Annotated in this window: 20 protein-coding genes; 10 read left to right on the top strand and 10 right to left on the bottom strand. The window is 71.1% G+C overall.

Features of this window, described 5'->3' with window-relative positions:
• Positions 1-37: 37 nt before the first annotated feature.
• Positions 38-1,984 carry an ATP-dependent zinc metalloprotease FtsH gene (gene ftsH, locus VFR64_13140; GenBank protein HET9490686.1) on the top strand — a complete coding sequence of 649 codons (1,947 nt, stop codon included), beginning with the start codon at positions 38-40 and terminating at the stop codon, positions 1,982-1,984.
• Positions 1,985-2,007: 23 nt separating this feature from the next.
• On the opposite strand, the gene VFR64_13135 is transcribed toward ftsH, so the two are convergent.
• Positions 2,008-3,072 carry an AI-2E family transporter gene (locus tag VFR64_13135; protein HET9490685.1) on the bottom strand — a complete coding sequence of 355 codons (1,065 nt, stop codon included), beginning with the start codon at positions 3,070-3,072 and terminating at the stop codon, positions 2,008-2,010.
• An 85-nt stretch (positions 3,073-3,157) separates the two neighbouring features.
• On the opposite strand from VFR64_13135, the gene VFR64_13130 reads away from it, so the two are divergent.
• Positions 3,158-4,405, top strand: coding sequence for a PQQ-dependent sugar dehydrogenase (locus tag VFR64_13130; protein ID HET9490684.1), 1,248 nt, complete (start codon positions 3,158-3,160; stop codon positions 4,403-4,405).
• A gap of 9 nt (positions 4,406-4,414) precedes the next feature.
• On the opposite strand, the gene VFR64_13125 is transcribed toward VFR64_13130, so the two are convergent.
• Genes VFR64_13125 through VFR64_13115 form a run of 3 tightly spaced genes read right to left on the bottom strand, consistent with a single transcriptional unit; the run spans position 4,415 to position 8,868 of the window.
• Positions 4,415-5,587, bottom strand: a complete 1,173-nt coding sequence (locus VFR64_13125) for a lipocalin-like domain-containing protein (protein ID HET9490683.1) — start codon at positions 5,585-5,587, stop codon at positions 4,415-4,417.
• Between the two features lie 15 nt (positions 5,588-5,602).
• The gene (locus tag VFR64_13120; protein HET9490682.1) at positions 5,603-8,170 is read right to left on the bottom strand and encodes an FtsX-like permease family protein; all 2,568 of its coding nucleotides are present in this window, start codon (positions 8,168-8,170) and stop codon (positions 5,603-5,605) included.
• Positions 8,167-8,868, bottom strand: coding sequence for an ABC transporter ATP-binding protein (locus tag VFR64_13115; GenBank protein ID HET9490681.1), 702 nt, complete (start codon positions 8,866-8,868; stop codon positions 8,167-8,169). The genes VFR64_13120 and VFR64_13115 overlap by 4 nt, the downstream gene beginning before the upstream one ends.
• Positions 8,869-8,939: 71 nt before the next feature.
• On the opposite strand from VFR64_13115, the gene VFR64_13110 reads away from it, so the two are divergent.
• The 3 genes from VFR64_13110 (at position 8,940) to pcaD (ending at position 12,177) form a co-directional block, all read left to right on the top strand.
• Positions 8,940-9,893 (top strand): DUF523 and DUF1722 domain-containing protein, encoded by a 954-nt coding sequence (locus VFR64_13110; GenBank protein HET9490680.1) that lies wholly within the window; start codon positions 8,940-8,942, stop codon positions 9,891-9,893.
• A gap of 15 nt (positions 9,894-9,908) precedes the next feature.
• A complete protein-coding gene (locus VFR64_13105; GenBank protein HET9490679.1) occupies positions 9,909-11,300 on the top strand; it encodes a rhodanese-like domain-containing protein in 1,392 nt (463 codons plus the stop codon).
• An 85-nt stretch (positions 11,301-11,385) separates the two neighbouring features.
• Complete coding sequence (pcaD, locus tag VFR64_13100) at positions 11,386-12,177, top strand: 3-oxoadipate enol-lactonase (protein ID HET9490678.1); 792 nt, start codon at positions 11,386-11,388, stop codon at positions 12,175-12,177.
• 23 nt (positions 12,178-12,200) lie between these two features.
• On the opposite strand, the gene VFR64_13095 is transcribed toward pcaD, so the two are convergent.
• Entirely contained in the window at positions 12,201-13,400 is a 1,200-nt protein-coding gene (locus VFR64_13095) for an amidohydrolase family protein (protein ID HET9490677.1), read from the bottom strand.
• Positions 13,397-14,602, bottom strand: coding sequence for an amidohydrolase family protein (locus tag VFR64_13090; GenBank protein ID HET9490676.1), 1,206 nt, complete (start codon positions 14,600-14,602; stop codon positions 13,397-13,399). The genes VFR64_13095 and VFR64_13090 overlap by 4 nt, the downstream gene beginning before the upstream one ends.
• A gap of 228 nt (positions 14,603-14,830) precedes the next feature.
• On the opposite strand from VFR64_13090, the gene VFR64_13085 reads away from it, so the two are divergent.
• Complete coding sequence (locus VFR64_13085; protein HET9490675.1) at positions 14,831-15,874, top strand: hypothetical protein; 1,044 nt, start codon at positions 14,831-14,833, stop codon at positions 15,872-15,874.
• 3 nt (positions 15,875-15,877) lie between these two features.
• Positions 15,878-16,177: a metal-sulfur cluster assembly factor gene (locus VFR64_13080; protein ID HET9490674.1), complete on the top strand. Its 300-nt coding sequence runs from the start codon at positions 15,878-15,880 to the stop codon at positions 16,175-16,177.
• Here the strand turns inward: VFR64_13080 and VFR64_13075 are convergent, their stop codons facing one another.
• The gene (locus tag VFR64_13075; protein HET9490673.1) at positions 16,178-16,627 is read right to left on the bottom strand and encodes a hemerythrin domain-containing protein; all 450 of its coding nucleotides are present in this window, start codon (positions 16,625-16,627) and stop codon (positions 16,178-16,180) included.
• A gap of 312 nt (positions 16,628-16,939) precedes the next feature.
• On the opposite strand from VFR64_13075, the gene VFR64_13070 reads away from it, so the two are divergent.
• The 3 genes from VFR64_13070 to VFR64_13060 are packed head-to-tail and all read left to right on the top strand — an operon-like array spanning position 16,940 to position 21,067.
• Positions 16,940-19,441, top strand: coding sequence for a cation-transporting P-type ATPase (locus VFR64_13070; protein HET9490672.1), 2,502 nt, complete (start codon positions 16,940-16,942; stop codon positions 19,439-19,441).
• A complete protein-coding gene (locus VFR64_13065) occupies positions 19,431-20,750 on the top strand; it encodes a sulfite oxidase (GenBank protein ID HET9490671.1) in 1,320 nt (439 codons plus the stop codon). The genes VFR64_13070 and VFR64_13065 overlap by 11 nt, the downstream gene beginning before the upstream one ends.
• Entirely contained in the window at positions 20,747-21,067 is a 321-nt protein-coding gene (locus VFR64_13060; protein HET9490670.1) for a cytochrome c-552 like protein, read from the top strand. The genes VFR64_13065 and VFR64_13060 overlap by 4 nt, the downstream gene beginning before the upstream one ends.
• Before the next feature lie 7 nt (positions 21,068-21,074).
• On the opposite strand, the gene VFR64_13055 is transcribed toward VFR64_13060, so the two are convergent.
• From VFR64_13055 to VFR64_13045, 3 genes are all read right to left on the bottom strand, one after another.
• Positions 21,075-21,989: an LLM class F420-dependent oxidoreductase gene (locus VFR64_13055; GenBank protein ID HET9490669.1), complete on the bottom strand. Its 915-nt coding sequence runs from the start codon at positions 21,987-21,989 to the stop codon at positions 21,075-21,077.
• Positions 21,986-23,146 (bottom strand): amidohydrolase family protein, encoded by a 1,161-nt coding sequence (locus VFR64_13050; GenBank protein HET9490668.1) that lies wholly within the window; start codon positions 23,144-23,146, stop codon positions 21,986-21,988. The genes VFR64_13055 and VFR64_13050 overlap by 4 nt, the downstream gene beginning before the upstream one ends.
• Before the next feature lie 77 nt (positions 23,147-23,223).
• The coding region (locus VFR64_13045) for a DUF72 domain-containing protein (protein HET9490667.1) at positions 23,224-24,294 on the bottom strand (1,071 nt) is incomplete at its 5' end.

Below are 24,294 nucleotides of genomic sequence, written 5' to 3'. Positions count from 1 at the left end.
CGGGCCCGGGCGCCCCCCGTCCACCCGACAGGCGACGATGCCTCCGCGCAAGACGTGGCTCTGGTTCGTGCTCGCCCTGATCGTCAACTACTTCCTGGTGACCATGCTCTTGCCGGATCCCGACGCGCCGGTCACCGTGCCCTATACCTTGTTCAAGCAGGAAGTCGCCAAGGGCAACGTCCAGGCCATCTACAGCCGCGCCGACACCATCACCGGCCGCTTCAAGACCCCGGTCACCTATGCGCCGAGGGACGATTCGAGCGCCGCGTCCCGCAGTGGCCGGCCGGCCCCCGCCCAGCGCGGCGCCGAGCAGGAGGCGTCCCAGGCGGTGACGGCGTTCACGACGACTGTGCCGTCGTTCGTGGACCCGGGGCTGGAAGCGTTCCTCGTCGAGCACCAGGTGGAGATCAGCGCCAAGCCGATCCAGGAGGGCCGCGGCCCCCTGGCGACGCTGCTCTACGGGTTCGGGCCGGCCCTGCTCTTCATCGCCTTCTACGTGTGGATGTTCCGGCGGGCCCAGCAGGGCGGCGGCCTGGGCGGCGGGCTCATGGGCATCGGCAAGAGCCGAGCGCGGCGCTACGACCAGGAGAAGGACACGAAAGTGACCTTCGACGACGTGGCCGGCATCGACGAAGCCGAGAACGAGCTCGTGGAGATCGTGGAGTTCCTCAAGAACCCCCAGAAGTACACCCGGCTCGGCGGCACCGCTCCCAAAGGGGTCTTGCTGGTGGGCGCGCCCGGCACCGGCAAGACGCTGCTGGCCCGGGCGGTGGCGGGGGAGGCGGGGGTGCCGTTCTTCTCGATGAGTGCCGCGGAGTTCGTGGAGATGATCGTGGGGGTGGGCGCGGCTCGGGTCCGCGACCTGTTCAAGCAGGCGCGGGAGAACGCGCCGGCCATCGTGTTCATCGACGAGCTGGACGCCATCGGCCGCGCGCGGGGCCAGGTGGCGATCGGGGGCACCAACGAGCAGGAGCAGACCCTGAACCAGATCCTCACCGAGATGGACGGCTTTTCCAGCCGGGAGGGCATCATCGTGCTGGCCGCGACCAACCAGCCCGACGTGCTCGACAAGGCGCTCCTGCGGCCCGGGCGCTTCGATCGGCGCGTGGTCGTGAACCTTCCCGACAAGACCGGGCGCGCCGCGATCCTGAAGGTCCACACCCGCCGGGTACCGCTGGCCGCTGAGGCCGATCTGGAGGAGCTCGCCGCGGTGACGCCGGGGTTCTCGGGAGCGGATCTGAGGAACCTGGTCAACGAGGCGGCGCTGCTGGCGGCGCGCCGCGAGCAGAGCGACGTCCGGCACAAGGACTTCCTGGACGCTCTGGAAAAGATCGTGCTCGGTCCCGAGCGTCCGCTGCTCTTGACTCGCGCCGACAAGGAGCGCATCGCCTATCACGAGGGTGGGCACGCCATCCTGGGCCTGGTGATGCCCGGCGCCGATCCGGTGCACCGGGTGACCATCGTCCCGCGCGGCCAGGCGCTCGGCTTGACTTACCAGCGCCCCGACAGCGACCGCTATAACTATCCCGAAGCGTATCTGCGGGCGCGGATCGTGGGCATGCTGGGCGGCCGGGCGGCCGAAGAGATCGTCTACGGCACCAAGACCACCGGGGCCGAGAGCGATATCGAGCAAGCCACCGGCCTGGCCCGCCGCATGGTCACGCGCTGGGGAATGAGTGAGCGGCTCGGGCTGGTACAACTGGCGCCGCGGGACAACCCCTACTTGAGCGGCCCCGCCGGTTACGGCGCCGCCCGGCCGTTCAGCGAGGCCACCGCGGCCGCCGTCGACGCCGAGGTCCTCCGCATCATCAACGAGAGCTACGAGGAGGCCCGGCGTCTGCTGAGCGCGCATCGCAAGGAGCTCGACGCGCTGGCCGAGGCGCTGGTGGCGCGCGAGACGCTCAACGAGCAGGAGATCCTCGAGGTGACCGGGCTGCCGCCTGCTCCGGCGCTAGAGACCCGGCCGGTGCCCGTCAAGGCCTGATCGAAGGGGCAGCAGCGCCGGCGTTACCGTCGGTCGCCGGGGTTCGACCGGGCGGCGGCGAAGATGTCCCAGGCGGCGATGAAGATCGCCGCGATCAGGGGCCCGATGACGAAGCCGTTGATGCCGAACAGCGCGATGCCGCCCAGGGTGGAGACCAGCACCACGTAGTCGGGGATCTTGGTGTCCGTGCCGACCATGAGCGGGCGCACGACATTGTCCACCAGTCCGATCACGAGCACGCCGTAGGCGGTCAGCACGATCCCTTGCCACACCGACCCCGTGACGAACAAGTACAGGGCGACCGGCAACCACACCAGGGCTGGTCCCACCGCGGGGAGCAGCGAGAGCGCGGCCATCAGGACCCCCCACAGCAGCGGGGCGCGGATGCCGAGCAGCCAGAACATCAGGCCGCCCAGCGCGCCTTGCAGGACGGCCACCACGATGCTGCCCTTGATCGTGGCCCGGATGACGACCGCGAACTTGTCGGCGAGCTGGCGCTGCTGCTCGGCCCGCAGGGGGGTGGCGTCCTTGATGCGGCTAACCAGCGCTTCGCCATCGCGCAACAGGAAGAACAGCAGGTACAGCATGACGAACAGGTTGACGATGAAGTCGAAGGTGCGCTGGCCGATGCCGACGGCCTGGGTGGCCAGGAACTGGCTGGCCCGCATCAGGCCAGCGGAGAGCCGCTCCTGCAGCGCGCCGAGGGTCGTCAATCCCGAGCGGGTCAACAGCTCGTCGGCCCAGGGGGGCAAGGCCTCGACGACCTGCCGGAAATACTGGCCGAAGTTCAGCTCCCCCGACTGGATTCTCACGTACACGTTAGCCGCCTCCTCCACCAGGGAGGCGGTGATGAGCGTCAATGGCAGAATGACCATCACCACGATGATCGCCAGCGTGGCGAGCGCCGCCAGGGTCTGCCGCTGCCGCATGGCGGCGGTCAGCCGTCGGTTGAGCGGCGCGAAGAGAATCGCCACGATGGTGGCCCAGAGGATGGCGACGGCGAACGGCCAGAGGATCCAGGCGAAGATCAGCGATACCGCGATCAACAGCGCCAGGAAGGTCTTGTCTTCGATCCGGTCGAGAGGCATCGCGGTCTATGTCTAGCACATCTCCATGGCATGCGGTTTGCGAACCGGTGCGACCTGAGGTCCCAGCGCGCGTGAAGGAGGGAGCATGCGGACACCGCGTGTCGCGTTCGTGACGACGGTAGCGGTCGCCGGGGTTGCGGTGGCGGCCACTGTGTGGTCTCAAGCCCCCGACGGAAGCGGGGCTGGCCGCGCCGGCTGCGCCCCGCTGGAGACGCGCGAGCCCAACGCGCCCGACCAGCGGCCGGCGTTTCCCGGCCAGACCCGAGCCTGCGCCGTCCAGTCCAGCGTCCGGTTCGACGTGGCCGTGGTGGCCAAAGGGCTGCAGCGGCCGTGGGCGGTGGAGCCGCTGCCTGACGGTGCTCTCCTGGTCACCGAGAAGCCCGGTCGCCTTCGCGTCGTCTCGTCGACGGGCGAGCTGGGGCCGCCGATCGCCGGCGTGCCGCCCGTCGACGCGCGCGGCCAAGGCGGGTTGCTCGACGTCACGTTGAGCCCCACCTTCGAGTCCGACCGGACGATCTACTGGAGCTACGCCGAGCCGCGGCAAGGCGGTAACGGCACCGCCGTCGCCCGCGGGGCCCTCTCACCCGACCAGCGCAGCCTCGACGACGTTCGGGTGATCTTCCGGGCGCTGCCGACCTACGACGGCACCAAGCACTACGGCTCCCGGGTGGCCTTCGGCCCCGACGGCATGCTCTACATCTCGACGGGCGAGCGCTCGGACACGCCGATGCGGAAGTACGCGCAGCAGCTCGACAGCCACCTGGGCAAGATCCTCAGAATCAAGCCGGACGGCTCGGCTCCCCCCGACAACCCGTTCGTGGGGCAGACCGGTGTCCGACCGGAGATCTGGACGCTCGGGCACCGGAACGTGCAAGCCACGGCCTTCGATCCGCAGGGGCGATTCTGGGTGGTGGAGCACGGGGCGAAGGGCGGCGACGAGCTCAACCTGATCGAGCGCGGCAAGAACTACGGCTGGCCGCTGGTGGCCTATGGCGAGGAGTACTCGGGCTTCTCCATCCGGGGCGCGGTCACGGCCCGTCCCGGCTACGAGCAGCCGCGCTACTACTGGGATCCGGTGATCGCGCCGTCCGGCGCGCAGTTCTACACGGGCGACGCGTTCCCGGGCTGGCGCGGCAGTCTCTTCACGGGCAGCCTCGTCGATACCGCGCTCGTGCGCCTCGTGCTCGAGAACGGCAGGGTCATCGGCGAGGAGCACCTGCTCGCCGACCGCGGCCAGCGCGTGCGCGACGTGCGGCAGGGCCCAGACGGCGCGCTGTACGTCGTCACCGACGAGGCGAACGGACAGCTCTGGAGGATCGCCCCGCGGACGTAGCCCCGGTTGTCACTCGCCGTACCCGACGAGCTCGACGTAGCCCTGCCCCGCGATGGGCCGGTCACCCGCCAATCCCGCGACCGTCACCGCGCCCTCCCAGTACCGCGTGCCCACGATCAGCTCCTGGTCGGCCAGCCGCGGAGCCAGCTCCAGACGCAGGCCGGAGGCGGGCACGGTGACCCGCCAGCGGGCTGGATAGCGGACGCCGCTGCGCGGACTGGTCCAGTGCGCGAGCGCCTCGATGGCGACGTCGCCGCCTGCCAGGGGCCGCGTGCCGCCATCCGCGGCGACGATGCTGCCCGCGCTGAACGCGCCGGGCGCGCCGTCCCGGCGACGCAGGACGTAGAACATGAGCTCGCGCCGGTCCTCCAGCTGCAGCGCGAACCAGTCCCAGCCGACCAGGTCCCGGCCGAGGGCGCTCGTGCTCCACTCCCGGTCCATCCAGGCCTGGCCCGACACCGCCAGCGTCTCGCCGCCCCGGCGAACGGTGCCGCGCACCGTCATCCTCGTGATGGAGTAGTAATAGGACGCGTTGCCGGGCTCCGGGCCCTTGCGGCTGAGTCCCTGGTCGCCCTGAGGTACCGGCCGTTTGTCCGCAGCGAGCAGCAGGTCGATGGCCACGTCGCCGTCGGCCGCGCGCAGCCGCATCGGCAGCCCGCCGGGAGCCTGCCCCTCGGCGGACCAGTCCTCCACCCACACCCGAAACGGCGAGGCCTGGGCGCCGGCCAGCCCCAGGGCCTGACGCGTCAGCCGGCTGGCGGTGTGAAAGCGCGCGCCCGCCGTGTCCGTGAGCGCGAAGTGGGCGAGGTAGAGCTGGCGCGCGGCCCAGGCCGAGGGGCGACCGGCCGCGGCGCCGTCGGGCCCGGCAGTCAGCGCATTCCTGAAAAACGTGAGCTGAAAGCCGAAGTGCCGTCCGACCGGTGTCTGCAGATTCCCTGTGTAGTACCACCATTCGGTGCGGTAGTCCGGGTGAGGGCCGTGATCCTGGGGAAACGCGAATGGCCGCGGCACCAGGGCACGGGCGAAGCCGGCGTCGTCGCCGCCCAGCGCTTCGCGCACCGCCATCGTCGCGCGAATGCCGCGGGCTCCACCATCGCCCCCCCCCAGCCATGCGGCGGCGGCGAGCGCGCCGGCCCCCAGGACGAGCGCGGTCACGAGGGCCGCGGTGGCGCGCCCGCTCACAGGCCCCTCGGCCGCTCACTCATCGCGCAGCGCATCTGCGGGTAGGGCGGTGGCCATCCGCCACGCCGGGTACAGCCCGGCCAAGAGGGCGGCGGCGATCGACAGCGCCACGGCCTGGAGCAGAATCGCCGGCGAGGGATCGAGCGGCATCGTCCATCCGAAGGAGCGGCGGTTGATCACGAAGACCAGCACGCCGGCGAGGGCCAGGCCGCAGGGCACGGCGAGGACTCCGGCGAGGGCGCCCATCAGGCCCGTCTGGGCGGTGACGAGGCCCCAGACCTCGCGCGGGGTCAGGCCCAGCGCGCGCAGCACGCCGATCTCGCGGCCGCGCTCGAGCTGCAGGGCCATGAGCGCGGCGAGCATACCGATGAAGGCCACCGCGATCGTGAGGGTCCGGACGACACCGGTGATGGCGAAGGTGCGGTCGAAAATCTCCAGCGAGGCCTCGCGTAACGCGCGATTGGATCGGACGATGACGTCCGGCCCGCCGGCCGTCCGCTCACGCAGCGCCTGCATCACGGCCTCCGCGCTCGCTCCGGGCGCCACGTCGATGGCGAGGCTCGAGATCTTCCTGTCGTCCCAGTACCGCTCGTAGGTCAGGCGGCTCATGAGGACCACCCCGGCGCTGGAGCCGTAATCGTAGAAGACGCCGGCCACGGCGAAGTCGCGCTCGCCCCGGTCCGTGCGCAGGCGCACCTCGCTGCCGACCCGGGTGCCGTGACGGTTGGCGTAAGGCTCGGAGACCAGCACCGAGTCGGTATCGCTCCCCCAGAGGGCGTCTGCGCTTCCCTCGCGCAGGCGCCAGCGCGGCCGGCGCGCCGGGTCCAGCTCCAGGGCCACGAGCCGCACGGGCCCCCGCGGGCCCGGGACCAGCACGCCGCGAGAGGTGCTCACGCGCCCGACCCCGGGGGTGGCGGCCAGGCGCGCGGCCAGCGCGGGATCCAGCACGGCGTCCGGACGATTGCCGACCAGGCTGGGCGCCGAGACGTAGATGTCGGCGTGCAGCGTGCCGTCCAGCCAGCGGGTCACCGCCTCGCGGAAGCTCGCCACCATCACTCCCACGCCGATGGCCGCGGCGACCGCGACCGTCAGCGCCGCCACGGCCACCGAGGTGCGCGAGAGCGCCGCGACGATGCCGCGGGTGGCGAGCCGGCCGAGCATCCCGAAGCCGGCCGCCGCGGCGGGCTGCAGGCCTCGCAACATTAAGACCGCGGCGCCCGGCGTGAGGAGCGCGTAGCCGACCACCACCAGAAACAGGCCGGCGAAGCCGCCGGCGATCCCTCCTCGGGGCCAGGCCAGCACGGCCGCGCCGGCCCCGATGAGGCCGAGTCCGAGCCAGGGCGCGCGCCCGAGCGCTCGGCGGGCCCGCGTCTCGAGGGCGGCCCGGCTCATCACCGCCCGCGGCGGCGCGCCCGTCGCCTCCACGGCCGGCGCCAGGGCGGCGAGGGCCGTGGCGCCGATGCCGAGCAGAATGCCCCGGGCGAGCGAGCTCGGGTCGAGCGCGACGTCACGGACCGCCAGGACGAAATACAGATCGTTGACCGTGCGGGTGACCAGACGCAGGAGCCCGTGGGCCATGCCGACGCCGAGGGCGAGGCCGGCCAGAGTGCCGGCCACACCGATCGCCAGCGCCTCCGTCATCACCAGCCCGAAGATCTCCCGCCGGGTCATGCCGAGCGCCCGCAGGGTGCCGATGAGAGGCCGGCGCTGGACCACCGAGAACGTCATCGTCTGGTAGATCAGAAACATGCCGACGACCAGCGCCAGGAGCGACAGCGCGGTGAGGTTCCACTGAAACGCCTGGATCATCTGCGCGGTCGTCCCGGCGCGGGCCCCGGCGGCCACGACCTCGGCGCCGGCAGGCAAGAGGGCCCGGATGCGCGCCAGCAGAGCCCGGCCGGCGTCGTCGTCCTCGACGATCAGGTCGATGCGGCTGAGGTGGCCGGCGGCGCCGAACATCTCCTGCGCGGTGGCGATGTCGGTGATCAGCACGCTCTCGAGGGCGCGGGCGCTGAGCCGATCGACGGGATCCAGCAGGCCCACCACAGTGAGGCGATGCCGATGGCCGGCCACGCGAACGGCGAGGGTGCCGCCGACCGACAACCCCAGATCGCGGGCGGTGGGCGCCGCCATGACCGCCGCGCCCGGCCGCGTCACCAGCCCGGCGACGAGGGACAGCCGCTCACGGGCGCCGCGGGACTCCCGCGCGCCCTCCCCCAGGTACGGGCGAAAGGGCGCCTCGGCGAATGGATCGACGCCCAGCACGTGCAAGGCACGGCCCGGGTAGTCGACAGCGGCCACGTCGCCGGCGACGACAGGGGCGCTGGGCCGCGCGCCCAGCTCGACGCGCAGGGCGCGATAGACATCTTCCGGCACGCCCGATGGGCCGCCGACGATCTGATGGGTGGCGCGGCCGGTGGTGGCCTCGGTGGCCAGGATGAAGGCGCGCCGGGTGCTCTCGTTGGCGAGGTCGACCGACACGGCCACCGCCACGCCGAGCGCGATGCCCAGCACGGCCAGGCCGATCTGCCAGGGGTGGCGCCCCAGATGCCGGCCGATGAGGCGGGCGATCTGGCGCGTCATCCCGGCCGCCGGTCGGCGGCCTGCTCGAGCAGCTGCCCGCGCTGGATGGTGAAGATGCGGTCGGCGACGCCGATGACCTCGCGGCTGTGGGTGACCATCACCACCGTGCTGCCCGATTCGCGGGCCAGCATGTCCAGCAGGTCCAGCACGCCCGCCGCCGTCTCGGCGTCCAGGTTGCCCGTGGGCTCGTCCGCGAGAATCAGCGCGGGCTCGTGGCTCAGGGCGCGGGCGATGGCCACGCGCTGCTGCTCGCCGCCGCTCAGGCGATCGGGATAGCTCCCGCCGCGATCGGGCAGGCCCACCCGCTCGAGCAGCGCGCGGACCCGCTCCACGCCCTTGGCGTCGGCGCGGTCGTTGAGGTCGAGGGGCAGGGTCAGGTTCTCCTCGACCGTGAGCAGAGGGATCAGGTTGAAGAACTGAAAGACGAAGCCGATGTGGCGGCGGCGGAAGAGGGTGCGCTGCTGCTCGTCGAGCGCGGTCAAATCGGTGCCGCCGACGAGCACCCGGCCCGACGTCGGCCGGTCGATGCCGGCGATCAGGTTGAGCAGCGTGGACTTGCCCGAGCCGCTGCGGCCGAGGACGACGGCGATCTCGCCGGGACGAATGACGACCGACACGTCCCGCAGCACGACCCGCTCGGCGTCGCCCTCTCGATAGACCTTGCCGACCTGCTGGAGCTCGACGGCGGAGACGCCCATGCGCCGCCATTGTACCCGCGCATGAGCGCCGGGCATTCGCCTCCGCCTGCTCGAGGGAGTAAGGTGCAGCCATGGGCGCGACGCGAATTCGCCTGGGCGTGTCGGCGTGCCTGCTGGGCGAAACCGTCCGCTATGACGGCGGGCACAAGCGAGACAGCTTCCTCACCGACGTGCTCGGCCACTACGTCGAGTGGGTGCCGGTGTGCCCCGAGGTCGAGGTCGGGCTCGGCGTCCCGCGGCCCACGCTGCGTCTCGTCGGGCGTCCGGCCGCGCCGCGACTCGTGCAGGAGGCCTCGGGGGCAGACCTCACGGAGCGCATGCGCGCCTACGCCGAGGGGCGGGTGCGCGAGCTGGAGCGGCTGGAGCTGGACGGGTACGTCCTCAAGCGCGCCTCGCCCTCCTGCGGGCTTTTCCGCGTCCGGGTCTACCGGGAGGACGGCGGGCCCCGCGCCGACGGCCGGGGCCTGTTCGCCGCGGCGCTCGTCGAGCGGCTGCCGATGCTGCCCGTCGAGGAGGAAGGACGGCTGACCGATGCCGGCATCCGCGAGAACTTCATCGAGCGCGTGTTCGCGGTGGCGCGGTGGCGGACCTTCACGGCAGCTCGCCCGCGGACCCGCGACCTCGTGGCCTTCCACACCGCCCAGAAATTCGCGGTGCTCGCCCACAGCCCGGCCCACTACGTGCGTCTGGGCCGCCTGGTGGCGGCAGCGGGCCGCGCGCTCCCGCGCGAGCGGCTCGAGGAATACGGCCGGCTCCTCATGCAGGCGCTGGCGGTGCGCGCCACCCGCGGCCGCCACGCCAACGTGCTGCAGCATCTGGCCGGCTATTTCAAGCGCGACCTGGACCCGGACGAGCGAGCGGAGCTCGGGGAAGTCATCGACGACTACCGGCGCGGGCTGGTGCCGCTGGTCGTACCCGTCACCCTGGTCAGGCATCACGGGCGCCGCTTCGACATCGCCTATCTGGCGACTCAGGTCTATTTGCATCCGCACCCCAAGGAGCTGATGCTGCGCAACCACGTGTGAGCAAGGAGAGCGGCGATGGAGTACGAGCTGTTCGTGACCCCGGGGCTCGGCGACAACAGCTATCTGCTCATTGCCGCCGGCGAGGCGGTCGTGGTGGATCCCCAGCGCGACGCCTGGCGCTTCCTGGCCGCCGCCGAGGCGCGCAAGCTGCGGGTCCGCTACGTCCTCGAGACCCACGTGCACAACGACTACGTCTCTGGCGCCCTGGAGCTCCGGTCGGCCGCGGGGGCCGAGATCGCGGCCCCCGCCAGGGGCAAGTACGAATTTCCTCACCGCGCCATGACCGAAGGCGAAGAGGTCCGCATCGGCGCGCTCCGGGTCGTGGCCTGGGAGACGCCCGGCCACACCCCCGAGCACCTCGCCTGGCTCGTGTACGAGGACGGCCGTCGCGATCCCGTCGCCGTGTTCGGCGGCGGAAGCCTCATCGTGGGGAGCGCGGGCCGGACGGATCTGCTCGGTCCGGGCGTGGCCGACGAGCTGACGCGGGCCCAGTTCCGCTCCCTCCGGCGCCTGGCCGAGCTGCCCCGGGACGTGCAACTGCTGCCCACACATGGGGCAGGCAGCTTCTGTACCACGAGCGTGGGCTCCATGGAGCGGACCAGCACCATCGGCGCCGAGCTCCGCTCGAATCCTGCGCTATCCACGCGTGACGAGGAGAGCTTCGTCCGCCAGCAGCTCGCCGGGCTCCGGGCCTACCCCGCCTACTACGCGCACATGGCCGCGATCAATCGCGCCGGGCCGCCGGTGCTGGGCCGTCTGCCCACCGTGCCGGCGCTGGGGCCGGCCGACGTCGCCCGCCGCCTGGAGGACGGCGCCTGGCTCATCGACGCTCGCGACCGCCGGGCCTTCGCCGCCGCCCACGTGCCCGGGTCGGTCAACATCGAGCTCGACTCCACCTTCGGAACCTACGTCGGCTGGCTCACGCCGTTCAACGCGCGGCTCCTGCTGCTGTTGCCCGATCCCGTCCCGGAGGCGCTGGCCGAAGCGGTCACCCAGCTCATTCGCATCGGCTACGAGCGCATCGTCGGCTACGCCGCCGGGGGGCTCGAGGCGTGGCAGTCCGAGCGGCGGGCGATCCGCTCGTTTCCGACCGCCAGCATCGATGATCTCTGCCACGCGTACCTGGCCGGCCAGCCGATCCGGGTGCTCGACGTGCGGCAGCCGGTGGAATGGGAGGCCGGGTATGTTCCCGGCAGCCTTCGCATCCATCTCGGCGACCTTCCGGCCCGGCTGGCGGAGATTCCAGCGGACAGGGAAGTGTGGACGACGTGCGCCAGCGGTCACCGCGCCTCGATGGCGGCCAGTCTCCTCGACCGCGTTGGCATCCCGGTCCGGCTGGTTGCGGCGGGCGGGGTGCCCGAATGGCTGGCGCGCTGCTATCCGCGGGGCGCGGGCGACAAAGGCTGAGCGCCGCTGCCGGTCCGGCGCATTGCCGCAGGGATCGCCGCCGTGCTATGAACGCGACTGACCGGCACACCAGCGAGGAGAGCCCATGAAGATCAAGGCCAACGGCATCCAGATCAACTACCGGATCGACGGCCCGGAGAGCGCACCCTGGGTCACGATGAGCAACTCCCTGGCCACGACCCATCGCATGTGGGATCCCCAGATCCAGGCGTTCACGCAGAAGTATCGCGTCCTTCGCTACGACAAGCGCGGCCATGGGGAGACGGACGTCGCGCCAGGGCCCTACAGCTTCGAGCTCCTGGCCGACGACGTGCTGGGCCTGCTCGACGCGCTGGGGATCACCCAGACCCACTTCGTCGGGCTCTCCATGGGCGGCATGACCGGCATGACGATGGCCTTGCGGAAGCCCGACGTGCTGCGCACGCTCGTGCTCTGCGACACGACCAGCCGGGACCCGCTAGGCGATCCCGCGCTCTGGCAGCAGCGCATCGACGCCATCAAGGCCGGCGGAGGCATGGAAGCCCTGGTCGAGGCCACGGTGGCGCGCTTCCTCACCGCTGACACGGTGAAGACCCGGCCGGCGCTGGCGGATGCCGTCCGCTCCATGGTGCGCACGACGCCGCCCGACGGGTACATCGCCTGTTGCCAGGCCATCGCCAAGCTCAACCTGACCGACCGGATCTCGGCGATCAGGATCCCGACGCTGATCGTCGTGGGCGCGGAAGATCCGGCCACCACCGTGCCGATGGCCGAGACGATTCACCAGCGCATCGCCGGCTCGGAGCTGGTCATCCTGAAGCACGCCGCCCACCTGTCGAACCTGGAGCAAGCCGACGCCTTCAACGAGGCGGTCATGGGGTTCCTGGGGCGGCACTGACGGCGGACTGTGCTCGCTAGCGGCTAACCGCGCAGGCGCGGGCAGAGGCGCAGCGCGTTCTCGGAGAGGATCTTCCGCTTGGCCCGGTCCGTGAGCTCCGGGCGCTTCACCACCTGCTCCACGCTCTCCGGCCACGCGGTGTCGCCGTGCGGCCAGTCGGTGGCGAAGAGCCACAGATCCTCGCCGAGCTCCTGCACGCAGAACGGCAGCGAGCGCTCCCAGGTGTCGATGGCGTGGAAATACCGCCCCTCGGCGAGGACCTCGCGGGGCAGGCGCTTGAGGTTCGGGACGTGGTTGGGCGACATGAGGTAGTGCGTGTCCAGGCGATCCAGGGCCAGGGGAAGCCAGCCGCCGCCGGTCTCGATGATGGCCACTCTCAGGGTCGGAAAGATCTCGAAGACGCCGCCGCCGATCAGCGCGCCCAGCGCGGCCATGCCGGCCCAGGGGTTCGAGAAGCTGTGGAGCAGGAACCAGGAGCCGTCCAGATCGAACGTGCCGGGTCCGTAGGGTGGACGGGCGGTCCCGCCGTGGGCGAGCAGCGGCAGGTCGAGCTCCTGGGCGACGGCGTAGAGCGGGTGCAGGTCGGGGTTGTCGAGCGGCTTGCCGTCGGGCGCCTGGGGGGAGATATAGATCCCGACCAGATTCGGATCGCGGTTGGCCCAGTAGCGGACCTCGGCAACCCCGGCCGGAACGTCACGCATGTTGGCGACCACCGTCCACTTGAGCCGGCGCGGAGCCTGCGCGCAGAAGTCGGCCACCCAGCGGTGGTAGGCGCGGTATAGCGCGTTCTCGAAGGCCGGGTCGCGCAGGGCGCAGTAGCTCGACACGTGTGTGGGATACAGCACGCCGATGTCCACCAGGGCCCGATCCATGTCCTCCACGCGGGCCTTGACGTCCCAGCTCACCTCGGGGCGGATCGGCGGAAGCGCGTCGTCGCGTCCCGGCGGAAAGGCCTTGCGGCCCCCTTCCATGGCGGACCGCCGGGTGAGCCCGAACGTGTCGCGGCGTCCCAGCGGTCGCCCGGCCTCGATCGGCTCCACGATCGAGGTGCGGCTGCCGAAGAGCGAGTAGGGGCTGCCCGCCTCCGCCTGCCGGGCGATGGCGTCGCAGAGCTGCTGGTAGGCATCCTGGTAGGCGGGGTCGAGGTAGTCGCGATAGAAGCGGTCCGCCCGCTCCACGATGTGGGAGTCGAGGTCGATGACCGGGATGCCGTTCCAGCTCATCGGGCGGCGGTCCGGCTCGCCGCCGCGGCGTCAGCCTTCGCGAAGTCGGCGTCTGTGAACCCGTAGAGCTGGGCGCCGCCCAGGAAGATCTGCGCCGCGGTCTCGCGCGACACGTTCTTGAGCAGATTGCTGGAGACATGGGGGAAGTTGGAGTCAAAGTGCGGGTAGTCGGTGGAGACGCACATGCGGTCGGCCCCGATGAGCCCCGCCGTGGCCTCGATCTCGGGCTCGCTGCCTTCCACCGCCGCCCAGCAGTTGCGCCGGAAATATTCCTTCGGCGTGAGGGTCAGATAGGGCGCGTGGCTGTCCCGGTACTGGGGATAGTCCCACTCGATGCGGGAGAGCAGCCCGGGCACCCACGAGTTCTGGGCCTCCAGGAAGCCGACCCGGAGCTTGGGGTGAAACTCGAACACGCCACCGATGATCATGGCGATGAGGGCCTGCTGCATCTCGATCCAGTGGCTGGCCACGTGGCGGTAGAAGCGGTTCTCCCCGTAGAGCGTGTTCATGTGCGAGTACCAGGCGCCGGTGCCCTCGTGGAAGCCCCACGTCACGTCGAGCTCCTCGTGCAGGCTGTAGAGCGGCTCCCAGTAGTTGGAGTGCCAGTAGTGGCCGTTGACCAGGTTGGGCCGGATGAAGGAGCCGACGGCGCCCAGCTCTCGAACGCAGCGCACCAGCTCGCGGCAGGCCAGGTGCACGTCGTGCACGGGCAGCATGGCCGCGAACTTGAGCTGATCCGGGCTGTGCCGGCAGAACTCGGCGATCCAGTTGTTGTAGGCCTGGCACAGCGCCAGGGAGAGCTGCGGGTCGAGGTTGTCGCGGGCCAGGAGGCTCAACCCCGTGGTGGGGAAGAGCACGGCGATGTCCACGCCCTCCATCTCCATGCCCATCACCTGGGCCACCGGGTCGTAGTCACGGGTGATGGCGAAGTCCAGCCGGCCCGTGTCGGCCAGCCGCGAGCCCGAGAGCGGCTGGGTGCTGTGCGCGGAACCCGGCCGCGTGCGCTTGCGGTACTGCTGCAGCTCGGCGTCCCGGGTGGTGGGCAGGCCATCGACGATGATGGTGCCGCGTTTGGGCCGGCCGTCCTTGCCGATGGGGAGGATCACGCGGTCCTTGAACTTCGGATCCAGGTAGCGCGCGAACAGGTCGGGCGGCTCCATGATGTGCATGTCGCAGTCGACGAATCTGAGCCCGTCCTTCATCGCGCCCTCCCCGTTCGTCCCCAGGTGCCCGGCTCTATGAATGGGACGTGCGCATACGCTAAGAACGCCCGGGGGGCCTGTCAAGAGCGTTTCCCGACGCCGGCCGGTTGACACGAGCGTTCGCGCAGGGTTACGACGGGGCATGAACCATCGTGCCTATGACCGGCCAGTCCGGATCGGGGCGGCCGCGTCGCGGTGATGGCCCTCGCGCATCGCCGGATGCCGTTCATGGCGCTGGGCGCCGTCTCGCTCGCCGGCGCCCTGTGGGCGGGCCTGCTCCGTCTGGGCTGGGAGCTCCCGCCGGTCACTGCGGGGGTGGCGCGGAACCATGGACCGCTGATGGTGAGCAGCTTTCTGGGCACGGTGATCGGCCTGGAGCGGGCGGTCGCGCTACGGCGCCGCTGGCCCTACGGGGCGCCGCTGCTGGCCGGGCTCGGCGGGCTGGCCTGGATCGTGGGGCTGTCGGTCCACGTCGGCCACGTCCTCACGGTGGCCGGCAGCGCCGTCCTGGTCGCGATCTTCGTGAGCCTCTATCGCAGGTCCGGCGAGCTCCACGTGGCCGTGATGGGGCTCGGAGCGGTGAGCTGGCTGGCGGGGACGCTGCTCTGGCACGGGGGCGCGCCGCTGTACCGCGTGGCGCCGTGGTGGATCGGCTTTCTCGTTCTCACGATCGCAGGAGAGCGCCTGGAGCTCTCACGCCTGATGCGCCTGGGGGCATGGAGTCGGGGCGCATTCGTCGCCGCCTGCGGCGTGCTCCTGGCAGGCTTGGTCGCCGGCGTGGTCGCGCCCGATGCGGGGGTTCGGGTGGCCGGGGTCGGCCTCGTCGCGCTTGCCGTCTGGCTGCTCCGGAACGACATCGCCTGGCGCACGGTCCGCCAGGCGGGCCTGCCGCGTTACATCGCGCTTTGCCTGCTGCCGGGCTACGTCTGGCTTGGCCTGGGCGGGCTCCTGTGGTTGGGCTACGCCGACCGGTTCACCGCCGGCGCCTTTTACGACGCCATGCTGCACTCGATCTTCCTGGGATTCGTGTTCTCCATGATCTTCGGTCACGCGCCCATCATCGTGCCATCGGTGCTCGGCATCGCCCTGCCGTTCCGGCCGGCGTTCTATGGCCACCTCGCACTGCTCCATCTCTCGGTGCTCACGCGGCTGGCCGGAGACCTGGGCTGGCCTGTGATCTCCCCGGCGTGGAGCGGGCTGGCCAACGTGCTGGCGATCGTCCTCTTCCTGGTCAACAGCCTGCTTGCGGTACGAAGCGGTCGCCGGACCTGAGCCATGACGCCCACGCGAGAGGCGATCCTGGAATCGTTGAAAGAGGTCTACGACCCCGAGATTCCCGTGGACATCGTGAACCTCGGGTTGGTCTACGACGTCGCGGCGGACGGCGGGCGCGTCACGGTGACGATGACCATGACGTCGCCGGGCTGCCCGGTGGGCGATTTCCTGGCCCAGGAGGTAGAGCGGGTGATCCGGGCGCTCGGCGACGTCGAGACCGTGCGGGTGCAGCTCGTGTGGGATCCCCCCTGGAGCCCCGAGAAGATGAGCGTCCAGGGCCGGAAGATCCTCGGCTGGTAGTCAGATCCCGAGCCGCGCCCGCACCTGCTCGCCGACGAGGATGGCCGCCGGATACAGCACCTGCTCCTCGGTCTGGGCATGGAGCCTCAGCTTCCCGGCGAAGCGCTCGGCGTCCTGGCGCTGTTCCGCCCGTCCCGCCGCGGCAAGCTCGTCGAGCGCTCCGATCACCTGCTGGTGCTCGTCGAGCATTTCGGACAGCTCCTTCTTCAGGCGTTCGGTCATGCCGACCACGGCGCGCATGTCCGGCGTGACACCCCGCCGCGCGATGCTGGCGAGCAGCCCCAGAGGCGGCAGCGCGTACTCCTCCTCCTTGACGAAGTGCGGGTGCAGCAGGTCCGCCACGTGGCGGGCGGCCTCGCCGACCTTGCCCGGGGCCCTGGTGAGCGCCACCAGCTCGGCGTGCAGCTCCTCGTGCTCGATCTTCAACGGCTCGGGGATCTTGATGTCCATGCTGACGGCTTCTGCGCCTTTCATGCCACCGGACCGCACGGAAAATCGGGGCCTTGCCTGACGGGTGTCACGCGCCCCTGGGGTGCGGATGCCGCATGATGGCACGCCGCGCTCCCCCGGCGGGGCTCTGGCGCCCCAGCCGCGCCATCCCCCCATCTATAACGATGGACGCCGCGCGACCCGGCGTCTGGCAATCGTGTTGCAGAGCCTCAGTGGCTCGGCAATGAGTCCGTGATGCGCACAGGCCAGACCGGATAGTTCGGGAGAGACGCGACGACTCGCCGCGCCGTTCCGCTCGAGCGCCTCGGTGACCTGATCGGGTCGCAGCGCGGTCTCACCGCCCGTGAGGCCGGCGACAGACGCGAGCGGTACGGGGCCAACGTGATCGTCGAGACGCCGCCCGCGCAATGGCAGGCGCTCGCTCGCGACACCGCGAAGGACCCGATGCTCTGGTTCCTGGGGGCCACCGGCCTGCTCTATGCCGTGGTGGGGCAGCTCGGAGAGGCGCTGATCTTGCTGGTCGCGCTCGTGCCGCTGGTCGGGATGGACGCGTTCCTTCACTGGCGGAGCCAGGCCTCGGCGGAGGGACTCCGGAGCAGGCTCGCCCAGCGGGCCGTGGTGGTGCGTGACGGCGATCGGCTCGAGGTGAGCGCGCTGGACCTGGTGCCCGGGGATCTCGTCGTGGTGGTGCCGGGAGAGCCCTTTCCCGCCGACGGCCTCATCGTGTCGGGCGCCGAGCTCCAGGTGGACGAGTCGACCCTCACCGGCGAAGCCTACCCCGTGGCCAAGCAGCCGCTGCCCGAGCGCGTCGGCCCGGGGCCCGAGCCCTGGGTGGACACGCGGCACTGGGGCTTCGCGGGCACACGCCTGCTGACCGGGCAGGCGCTCCTGCGCGTGGTCTTCACGGGGGCCGAGACGCGCTACGGCGAGATCGTGCAGTCGGCCGTGCAAGGCCAGCGCGCGCTCACCCCGCTGCAGTCCGCCATCAAGAACCTCGTGGGGCTCCTGGTCGCCGTGGCCTCGGTGATCTGTCTGCTCCTGGCCGTGGCCCGCCTCCGCCAGGGCTACGGCTGGCTCGACGCCCTGGTGAGCGCCGTGACGCTCGCCGTCGCCGCGCTGCCCGAGGAGTTCCCCATCGTCTTCACGTTCTTCCTCGGCGTGGGCGTCTACCGCCTGGCCCGGCGGCAGGCGCTGGTGCGGCGAGCGGTCTCGGTGGAGAACATCGGACGCATCACGACGGTCTGTTCGGACAAGACCGGGACCATTACCGAGGGGCGGCTGCGTCTGGCCCAGCTTCGCCCGGCTCCCGGCGTCGACGAGCGTGAGCTCCTCCGCCTGGCCGCCCTGGCCTCTCGCGAGGAGAGCGGCGATCCGCTCGATCTCGCCATCATCGCCGACGCGGCGCTGAACGAGGTCCGGCCGGACGATGCCGAGCGCCTGGCCGTCTTCCCGTTCACCGAGGGCCGCAAGCGGGAGACGGCGATCGTGCGCGACAAGGACGGCGCGCTCCTCGCCGTCACCAAGGGCGCGACGGAGACGATCCTCCCCATGTGCGACGCGGGCGAAACCGAGCGCTCGCGCGCGCTGGCCGAGGTCGCCGCCCTGACCGAGGACGCCCACAAGGTCATCGCCTGCGCCTGGCGACCCCTGGAGAGCCGGGACGGCACGCCGCAGGAGCCCGCCGCGGATTTTCGCCTGGCCGGGGTGCTGGCTTTCCAGGACCCGGTCCGCCCGGGCGTCAGCGAGGCAGTTGCGGCGTGCGGCCAGGCCGGCATTCACGCCATCATGGTCACGGGCGATCATCCCTCGACGGCGCGCGCGGTCGCCCGGGAGATCGGCCTGGGCGCGCCGGCGGCGCGCGTGATCACGGGCGACGAGATGGAAACGCTGGCCGCCCGGGGGGACGTGGTGGGCCTCACGGGCATCGACGTGGTCGCCCGGGCCACCCCCGTCCAGAAGCTGACGCTCGTCCGCGGACTGCAGCGGGGCGGCGAGATCGTCGCCGTGACGGGCGACGGGGTGAACGACGTGCCGGCCCTGCAGGCCGCCGACGTGGGCATCGCGATGGGCGAGCGCGGCACCCGGAGCGCCCGCGAGGTGGCGGCCATCGTGCTGCTCGACGACAACTTCCGCACGATCGTCCGGGCCATCAGCGAAGGCCGTCAGCTCTTCGCCAACCTGCGGACGAGCTTCCAGTACCTCCTGATGATCCACGCCCCCTTCGTGGTCTCGGCGCTCGCGATTCCGCTGTTCGGCTACCCGCTGCTCTACCTGCCGGTGCACATCGTGTGGGTCGAGCTGATCATCCATCCCTCGGCGCTGCTCGTGTTCCAGGAGCTGCCGGCCGGCCCGCTCCAGCAGCTGATGGCGCCGCGGCGGGCGATCCTGTTCCGCGCGCGCGACTGGCTGCTGATCGCACTGGTCGGCGCGATCATCACCGTGGCCGTCCTGCTGGCCTACGTGCGGAGCGCCAGCGAGCCCGGTGGCGTCGAGCACGGCCGGGCCGCGGCACTGGCCACACTGGCTCTGACCAGCGGCTTCCTGACGGCGGCGCTCAGCCGGCTTCGCACGCCCGCGGCGTGGTTGGTGTCGGTCGCCAGCGTCGCCTCGGCCGTCCTCCTCATCCAGACGCCGCCGCTGGCGCGCATCCTCCACCTCGTTCCCCTGCACGCCGAGGACTGGACGCTGGCCGTGGTGGCCGGTCTGCTGGCCGTCCTGCCCGTCGGCCTGGCCCGTGTGGCCTGGGGTAAAATGGCGGCACGCCATAGTCACGGTCGTCCACCCCGACACGCCGGAGGAGGTCATGGACGGTAACCTTTCCCCCGATCGGTGGACCTACATGCGCGATGTCTTTGCACGGGGCGGCGCGGACGCCCATGACCTCGCCCGGTTCGACGCGATCCTGTCGCGGCGTGGCTTCGCGAGCATCCTCGGGAAGGGAAGCGCCCTCGCAGCGCTGATGACGCTCGGTGCCTCCGACGTCGCCGCCCGTGGCCTGCTGGGCGGCGGGCTGCTCCCCGCGGCCTGGGCCCAGGACCCCAAGGTGATCCCGGGCAAGCCGGGCATGATCGTGCACAACACGCGGCCGATCAACGGCGAGTTCCCGGCCCACATGCTCGACGACGACGTCACGCCGTCCGAGCGCCACTTCGTCCGCAACAACGGTCTGGTACCCGACCGGGCGGAGAAGCGGGACGTCCAGGGCTGGAAGCTGACGGTGGACGGCGAGGTCCACAAGCCGCTCACGCTCACGCTGGACGACCTCATGAAGATGCCGGCCGCGACCTTCCCCGCGCTCATCGAGTGCGGCGGCAACGGGCGCGGGCTGTTCGAGCCGAAGGTGCGCGGCAATCAGTGGGGACAGGGCGCGGTCGCCTGCAGCGAGTGGACGGGGGTACGGCTGCGCGACATCCTGCAGCGCGCGGGGCTCAAGCCGAGCGGCGTCTACACCGGACACTACGGCGAGGACCCGCCGATCGGCAAGGCCGAGCCGTTCTCGCGCGGCGTGCCCATCGACAAGGCCATGGAGGAGCACACCCTGGTGGCCTACCGCATGAACGGCAAGCCGCTCGAGCCCCTCAACGGGTTCCCCGTCCGCCTGGTCGTCCCGGGCTGGATCGGGTCGTGCTCGCAGAAGTGGCTCACCCGCATATGGGTGCGGGACAAGGTCCACGACGCCGACAAGATGATGGGCTACTCCTACCGCATGCCGGCGTATCCCGTCGTGCCCGGGAAGATTCCGCCGAAGGAGGACATGGTCATCGCCACCTCGTGGATCATCAAGTCGATGGTCACGGCGCCGGCGGCCGACGCCCAGGTGCGCGCCGGCGACAGCGTGCCCGTGCGGGGCCACGCCTGGGCCGGAGAGCGCCGGGTGGCGCGGGTGCGCGTGTCCACGGACTACGGCGAGACGTGGACGGACGCCACGCTCAAGCCCGGTCCGTCGAAGTACGCGTGGGCCCGGTGGGAGACCGCGGTGCGCCTGCCCGGCAAGGGCTACCATGAGATCTGGGCCCAGGCCGTGGACGACAAAGGCGGCGCGCAGCCGCTGCGCCAGCCGTGGAACCCCCGCGGCTATCTCGGCAACGTCGTGCACCGCGTCGGGGTCGTCGCCACGGCGTGAAGCGGGCGACGCTCCTCGCCGTCCTCTCGATCCTGGCGGGGCCCTTCGGGGCCCCGCTGCTTTTCCACGCGCCCGCTCACGCGCAAGCCGTCCCGACCACTCCATCGAAGCCGGCGGGGCTGGCGTCCGGCGTCGTGCAGGGCCACTGCGGGGTCTGCCACTCGTACCAGCTGGTCGAGCAGCAGCGCCTGAACCGGGCCAACTGGGAGTGGGTGATGGACGACATGATCGACAAGTACGGCGCGACCTGGATCGACCCGCCGCTGCGCGAGCGGATCGTCGACTACCTGGTGGAGCATCACGGCCCGGAGCGGTGAGCCGCGGTCAGCCGACCTCTGCGCGCAGCCGCGTGTGCAGCCGGTCCAGCGCGTCGATCATCGCGGCGACCGAGCGCGCGCCGGACTGGAAGACCGCCGTGGCGTTGAGCGACACCCAGGCGAAGCCCATGGCCTGCAGGGCCGCCACGCGCGCCACGACGCGGTCGGGCTCGGCGTAGAATCGCTTGCTCTCGGCGTCGCGCGGCGGCGGCGCCACCATGCTCTGCAGGCCGATGGCCGCGGGATCGCGGCCCGCCTCCTCGGCATGGCGATGGATCGCCTCGATGGCCTGCCGGGCATCGCCGGCCTCGCTCACCCGGCTGGCTAACCAGCCGTCGCCCAGCCGCCCCACCCGCCGGTAGGCGGCCTCGGAGTTACCGCCGATCCAGATGGGCAGCGCCCGTCCCTGGGGCGGCTTGGGCTCCATGGCCATGGCCGTCGCCCGGTAGTGCTTGCCGGCGAAGTCCACGCGGGTGTCGGCCCAGTACGCGCGGAGCAGGGCGATCGCCTCGTCCATGCGGGCGCCGCGGGTCGAGAAGTCCGCGCCGAGCGCCTCGTACTCGGAGGTCTGCCAGCCCACGCCGACGCCCAGGCGCACGCGGCCGCCCGAGAGGGTATCCAGCGTGCTCACCTGCTTGGCCACCAGCGTGGGCTCGCGCTGCGGCAGCACCAGCACCTCGGTGCCCAGCGTCACACGCGAGGTGACGGCGGCCACGTGGGCGAGCGTCATCAGCGCTTCCAGGATAGGCATGGTCGGCGTGTAGGGGCCGGCGGGGCGGTCTTCGGTGGGGAAGCCCATGACCACGTGATCGAAGACGTCGATGTGGTCGTAGCCGATCCGCTCGATGGCCTGAGCCAGGCGTCGCACCGCGTCCGGCCCCTCACGGTACGCGACGCTGGGGAACTCGATCGCGAGCTTCACGCGGAGCGCTGAGGCAGGTCGTACAGGGTGGCCACGTTGTCGTGGGTGATCTTGCGCCGGATGCGCTCGGGCAGGCTCCCCAGGTGCTTGTCCAGCAGGAGGCGGGAGTTGGGCCACAGGCAGTCGGGATGGGGATAGTCGGCGCCCCAGATGATGTTGTCCTCCCCGATCAGGGGGATGATGGGCTCCAGGTACTGATCCTGTTGATAGGTGACGTACCCCTGCCGCCGGAAGTAATCGCTGGGCTTCAGCGAGAAGCCGAGCACGCGAGCGCGGTCCTCGTATTCCGTGTCCAGCCGGTCGAAGACGTACGGCAGCCACGTCACCCCCGACTCCCCGAGGACGAACCGGAGCTCCGGGTACCGCTCGCAGGCGCCGGAGGCGATGAGGGACACCAGGACTTCCATGGTGTCGAGCTGGAACAGCGTGGCGCGGACGAGCCGCCACTGGCGCATGTACCGCTGCTCCAGCTCCGGCGTGTCCGGCGCCCGCAGGCCCTTGAAGCCGGTGGAGTGGAACGAGATCGGGAATCGGCACTCGGCCGCCGCCTCCCACAGAGGATCCCAGTCGCGCTGATACAGGGGCGCGCTCAAGTGCTTGAAGGCCAGCTCGCCGCCGCGCAGCCCCAGCCTGGCGCAGCGCCGCACCTCGGCCGCCGCCGCCCGGGGATCGTTGTTGGGGATCATGGCCAGCGGAAAGACCCGATCGGGATCGGCCCTCCGGGCGAAGTCGGCGGCCCAGTCGTTGTAGACGGCGTCGGCCCAGGCGCGCCGCTCGCCGTCGGCGATGAGGTCGCTCATCATCAGGCAGCCGTAGACGACCTCCGCCTCCACGCCGTCGCGGTCGAGGTCGGCCAGCCGGAGCTCGGGCGTCGTCGGCCGCGGGCGGGCGCCGGCGCGGTAGTCCCACTCGAAGCCCAACGCCTTCATCTCGTCGATGTGGCCGAACAGCCCGGGCGTGTACTTGAGAAACCCCGGGCCCACGCCGTTCCACATGCCGCGGTCCTGCGCCTCCACGAACCAGTGCCGGCCATCCTCCAGCTCTTCCACCCGGGGCACGAGCAGCTTCCACTTCGCCGGCGCCCGAGAGGACCAGAGGTCGGGCGGGCAGTAGGTGAGGTCGATGTGATTGTCGCCGGAGATCAGGCCGTTCGGCATGGCGCGCTCCTGGGACGCGAGAGTGCGGCGATCCTACTCCCGCCGGCGGGTCACGTCCAGCGCGCGGCGCGCCCACCTCATCGGCGCGAACGCCGCGCCCGTGCCGAGGGGCGCTGGGCGCCGAGAAACTCCGCGGTCGACGCCTCCAGATCGGGCGGCGACTGCCCGAGGAGCCGGCGAAACTGCAGGCCGTTGCGGACCGGGTAATCACGATTATTGTTGTTGAACGTGATGTGAACGGTCGCCGCTTCCTCCTCCAGGCGGCGCGCCGTCTCGCTCAGCGCGGTGAGCTCCTCCGGCCGATACAGATAATCGTACTTTTCGGCGACGGACGGGTGCTGCCCGCGCGTCTGCGCCCGCCATCCCTCGACGTTGCGGCCGTGCAAGCGCATGACCGCGCTGTCCGTGGTGGCGGTCGCGATGAGCGGTTGCCACGGGCAGTCCACGGCCACGTAGCTCAAGCGCTGGTCCCGGAGGAACTCCAGCACCTCGGCCGTCCGCCGGGGTATCCACGACGGGTTCCGGAACTCCACGGCCAGGGTCCAGCCGGGCAGGCGCTCGGGGAGGGAGCCCAGGTACTCGAGAGCTTTCGCCGAGTAGCCGATCCACGGGGCCAGCTGGAAGAGGACGTAGCCGAGCTTGCCCGCCTGAGCCAGGGGGGCCAGGGCGTCACGGAACCAGCCGAAGCAGAGGTCGAGGGCCTCGGGCGGAAAGTGCTTCCGTTCCACCTCCCCCCGGGCGTTCACGGACGCCTCGCGCGGCAGCAGCGTGCGGAGCTCCTTCACGAGGGCCTGGGCCTTGGGGTGGTGCCCGGTCATCAGGGCATAGGCCTTCACCGCGAACTGGAAGCCCGGCGGCGTGCGCTCCACCCACGCCCGGCTCGTGTCGTACGCGGGGAGCGCGTAGTATGTGGCGTTGACCTCGACGGCTTCGAAGAAGCGCGCGTACCAGCGCAGGCGCGCATCCGCCGTCATGTTCGGAGCGGGGTAGAAGCTGCCTTCGGCCAGCAGCGAGGTGTCGAGCCACGAGGCGCAGCCGACCCGGTACGAGGTAGGACCCATCGCGCTTGAGAGTACACGCTCCGGCACGACGAGGAGGAGGGGGACGGTGACGATCTTCCGCGAAGCGATCGACGCCATCATCGGCAG

Source organism: Candidatus Methylomirabilota bacterium (genome assembly GCA_035709005.1).
In the GTDB taxonomy this organism is placed as follows: domain Bacteria; phylum Methylomirabilota; class Methylomirabilia; order Rokubacteriales; family CSP1-6; genus 40CM-4-69-5.
This window is presented reverse-complemented; position numbering and strand designations above follow the sequence as displayed.

Excerpts from the sequence above, each read along its gene's own strand:
- ftsH (HET9490686.1), top strand. The coding sequence starts at position 38 with ATGCCTCCGCGCAAGACGTGGCTCTGGTTCGTGCTCGCCCTGATCGTC.
- VFR64_13135 (HET9490685.1), bottom strand. The coding sequence starts at position 3,072 with ATGCCTCTCGACCGGATCGAAGACAAGACCTTCCTGGCGCTGTTGATC.
- VFR64_13130 (HET9490684.1), top strand. The coding sequence starts at position 3,158 with ATGCGGACACCGCGTGTCGCGTTCGTGACGACGGTAGCGGTCGCCGGG.
- VFR64_13120 (HET9490682.1), bottom strand. The coding sequence starts at position 8,170 with ATGACGCGCCAGATCGCCCGCCTCATCGGCCGGCATCTGGGGCGCCAC.
- VFR64_13115 (HET9490681.1), bottom strand. The coding sequence starts at position 8,868 with ATGGGCGTCTCCGCCGTCGAGCTCCAGCAGGTCGGCAAGGTCTATCGA.
- VFR64_13110 (HET9490680.1), top strand. The coding sequence starts at position 8,940 with ATGGGCGCGACGCGAATTCGCCTGGGCGTGTCGGCGTGCCTGCTGGGC.
- VFR64_13105 (HET9490679.1), top strand. The coding sequence starts at position 9,909 with ATGGAGTACGAGCTGTTCGTGACCCCGGGGCTCGGCGACAACAGCTAT.
- pcaD (HET9490678.1), top strand. The coding sequence starts at position 11,386 with ATGAAGATCAAGGCCAACGGCATCCAGATCAACTACCGGATCGACGGC.
- VFR64_13095 (HET9490677.1), bottom strand. The coding sequence starts at position 13,400 with ATGAGCTGGAACGGCATCCCGGTCATCGACCTCGACTCCCACATCGTG.
- VFR64_13090 (HET9490676.1), bottom strand. The coding sequence starts at position 14,602 with ATGAAGGACGGGCTCAGATTCGTCGACTGCGACATGCACATCATGGAG.
- VFR64_13085 (HET9490675.1), top strand. The coding sequence starts at position 14,831 with ATGGCGCTGGGCGCCGTCTCGCTCGCCGGCGCCCTGTGGGCGGGCCTG.
- VFR64_13080 (HET9490674.1), top strand. The coding sequence starts at position 15,878 with ATGACGCCCACGCGAGAGGCGATCCTGGAATCGTTGAAAGAGGTCTAC.
- VFR64_13075 (HET9490673.1), bottom strand. The coding sequence starts at position 16,627 with ATGGACATCAAGATCCCCGAGCCGTTGAAGATCGAGCACGAGGAGCTG.
- VFR64_13065 (HET9490671.1), top strand. The coding sequence starts at position 19,431 with ATGGACGGTAACCTTTCCCCCGATCGGTGGACCTACATGCGCGATGTC.
- VFR64_13050 (HET9490668.1), bottom strand. The coding sequence starts at position 23,146 with ATGCCGAACGGCCTGATCTCCGGCGACAATCACATCGACCTCACCTAC.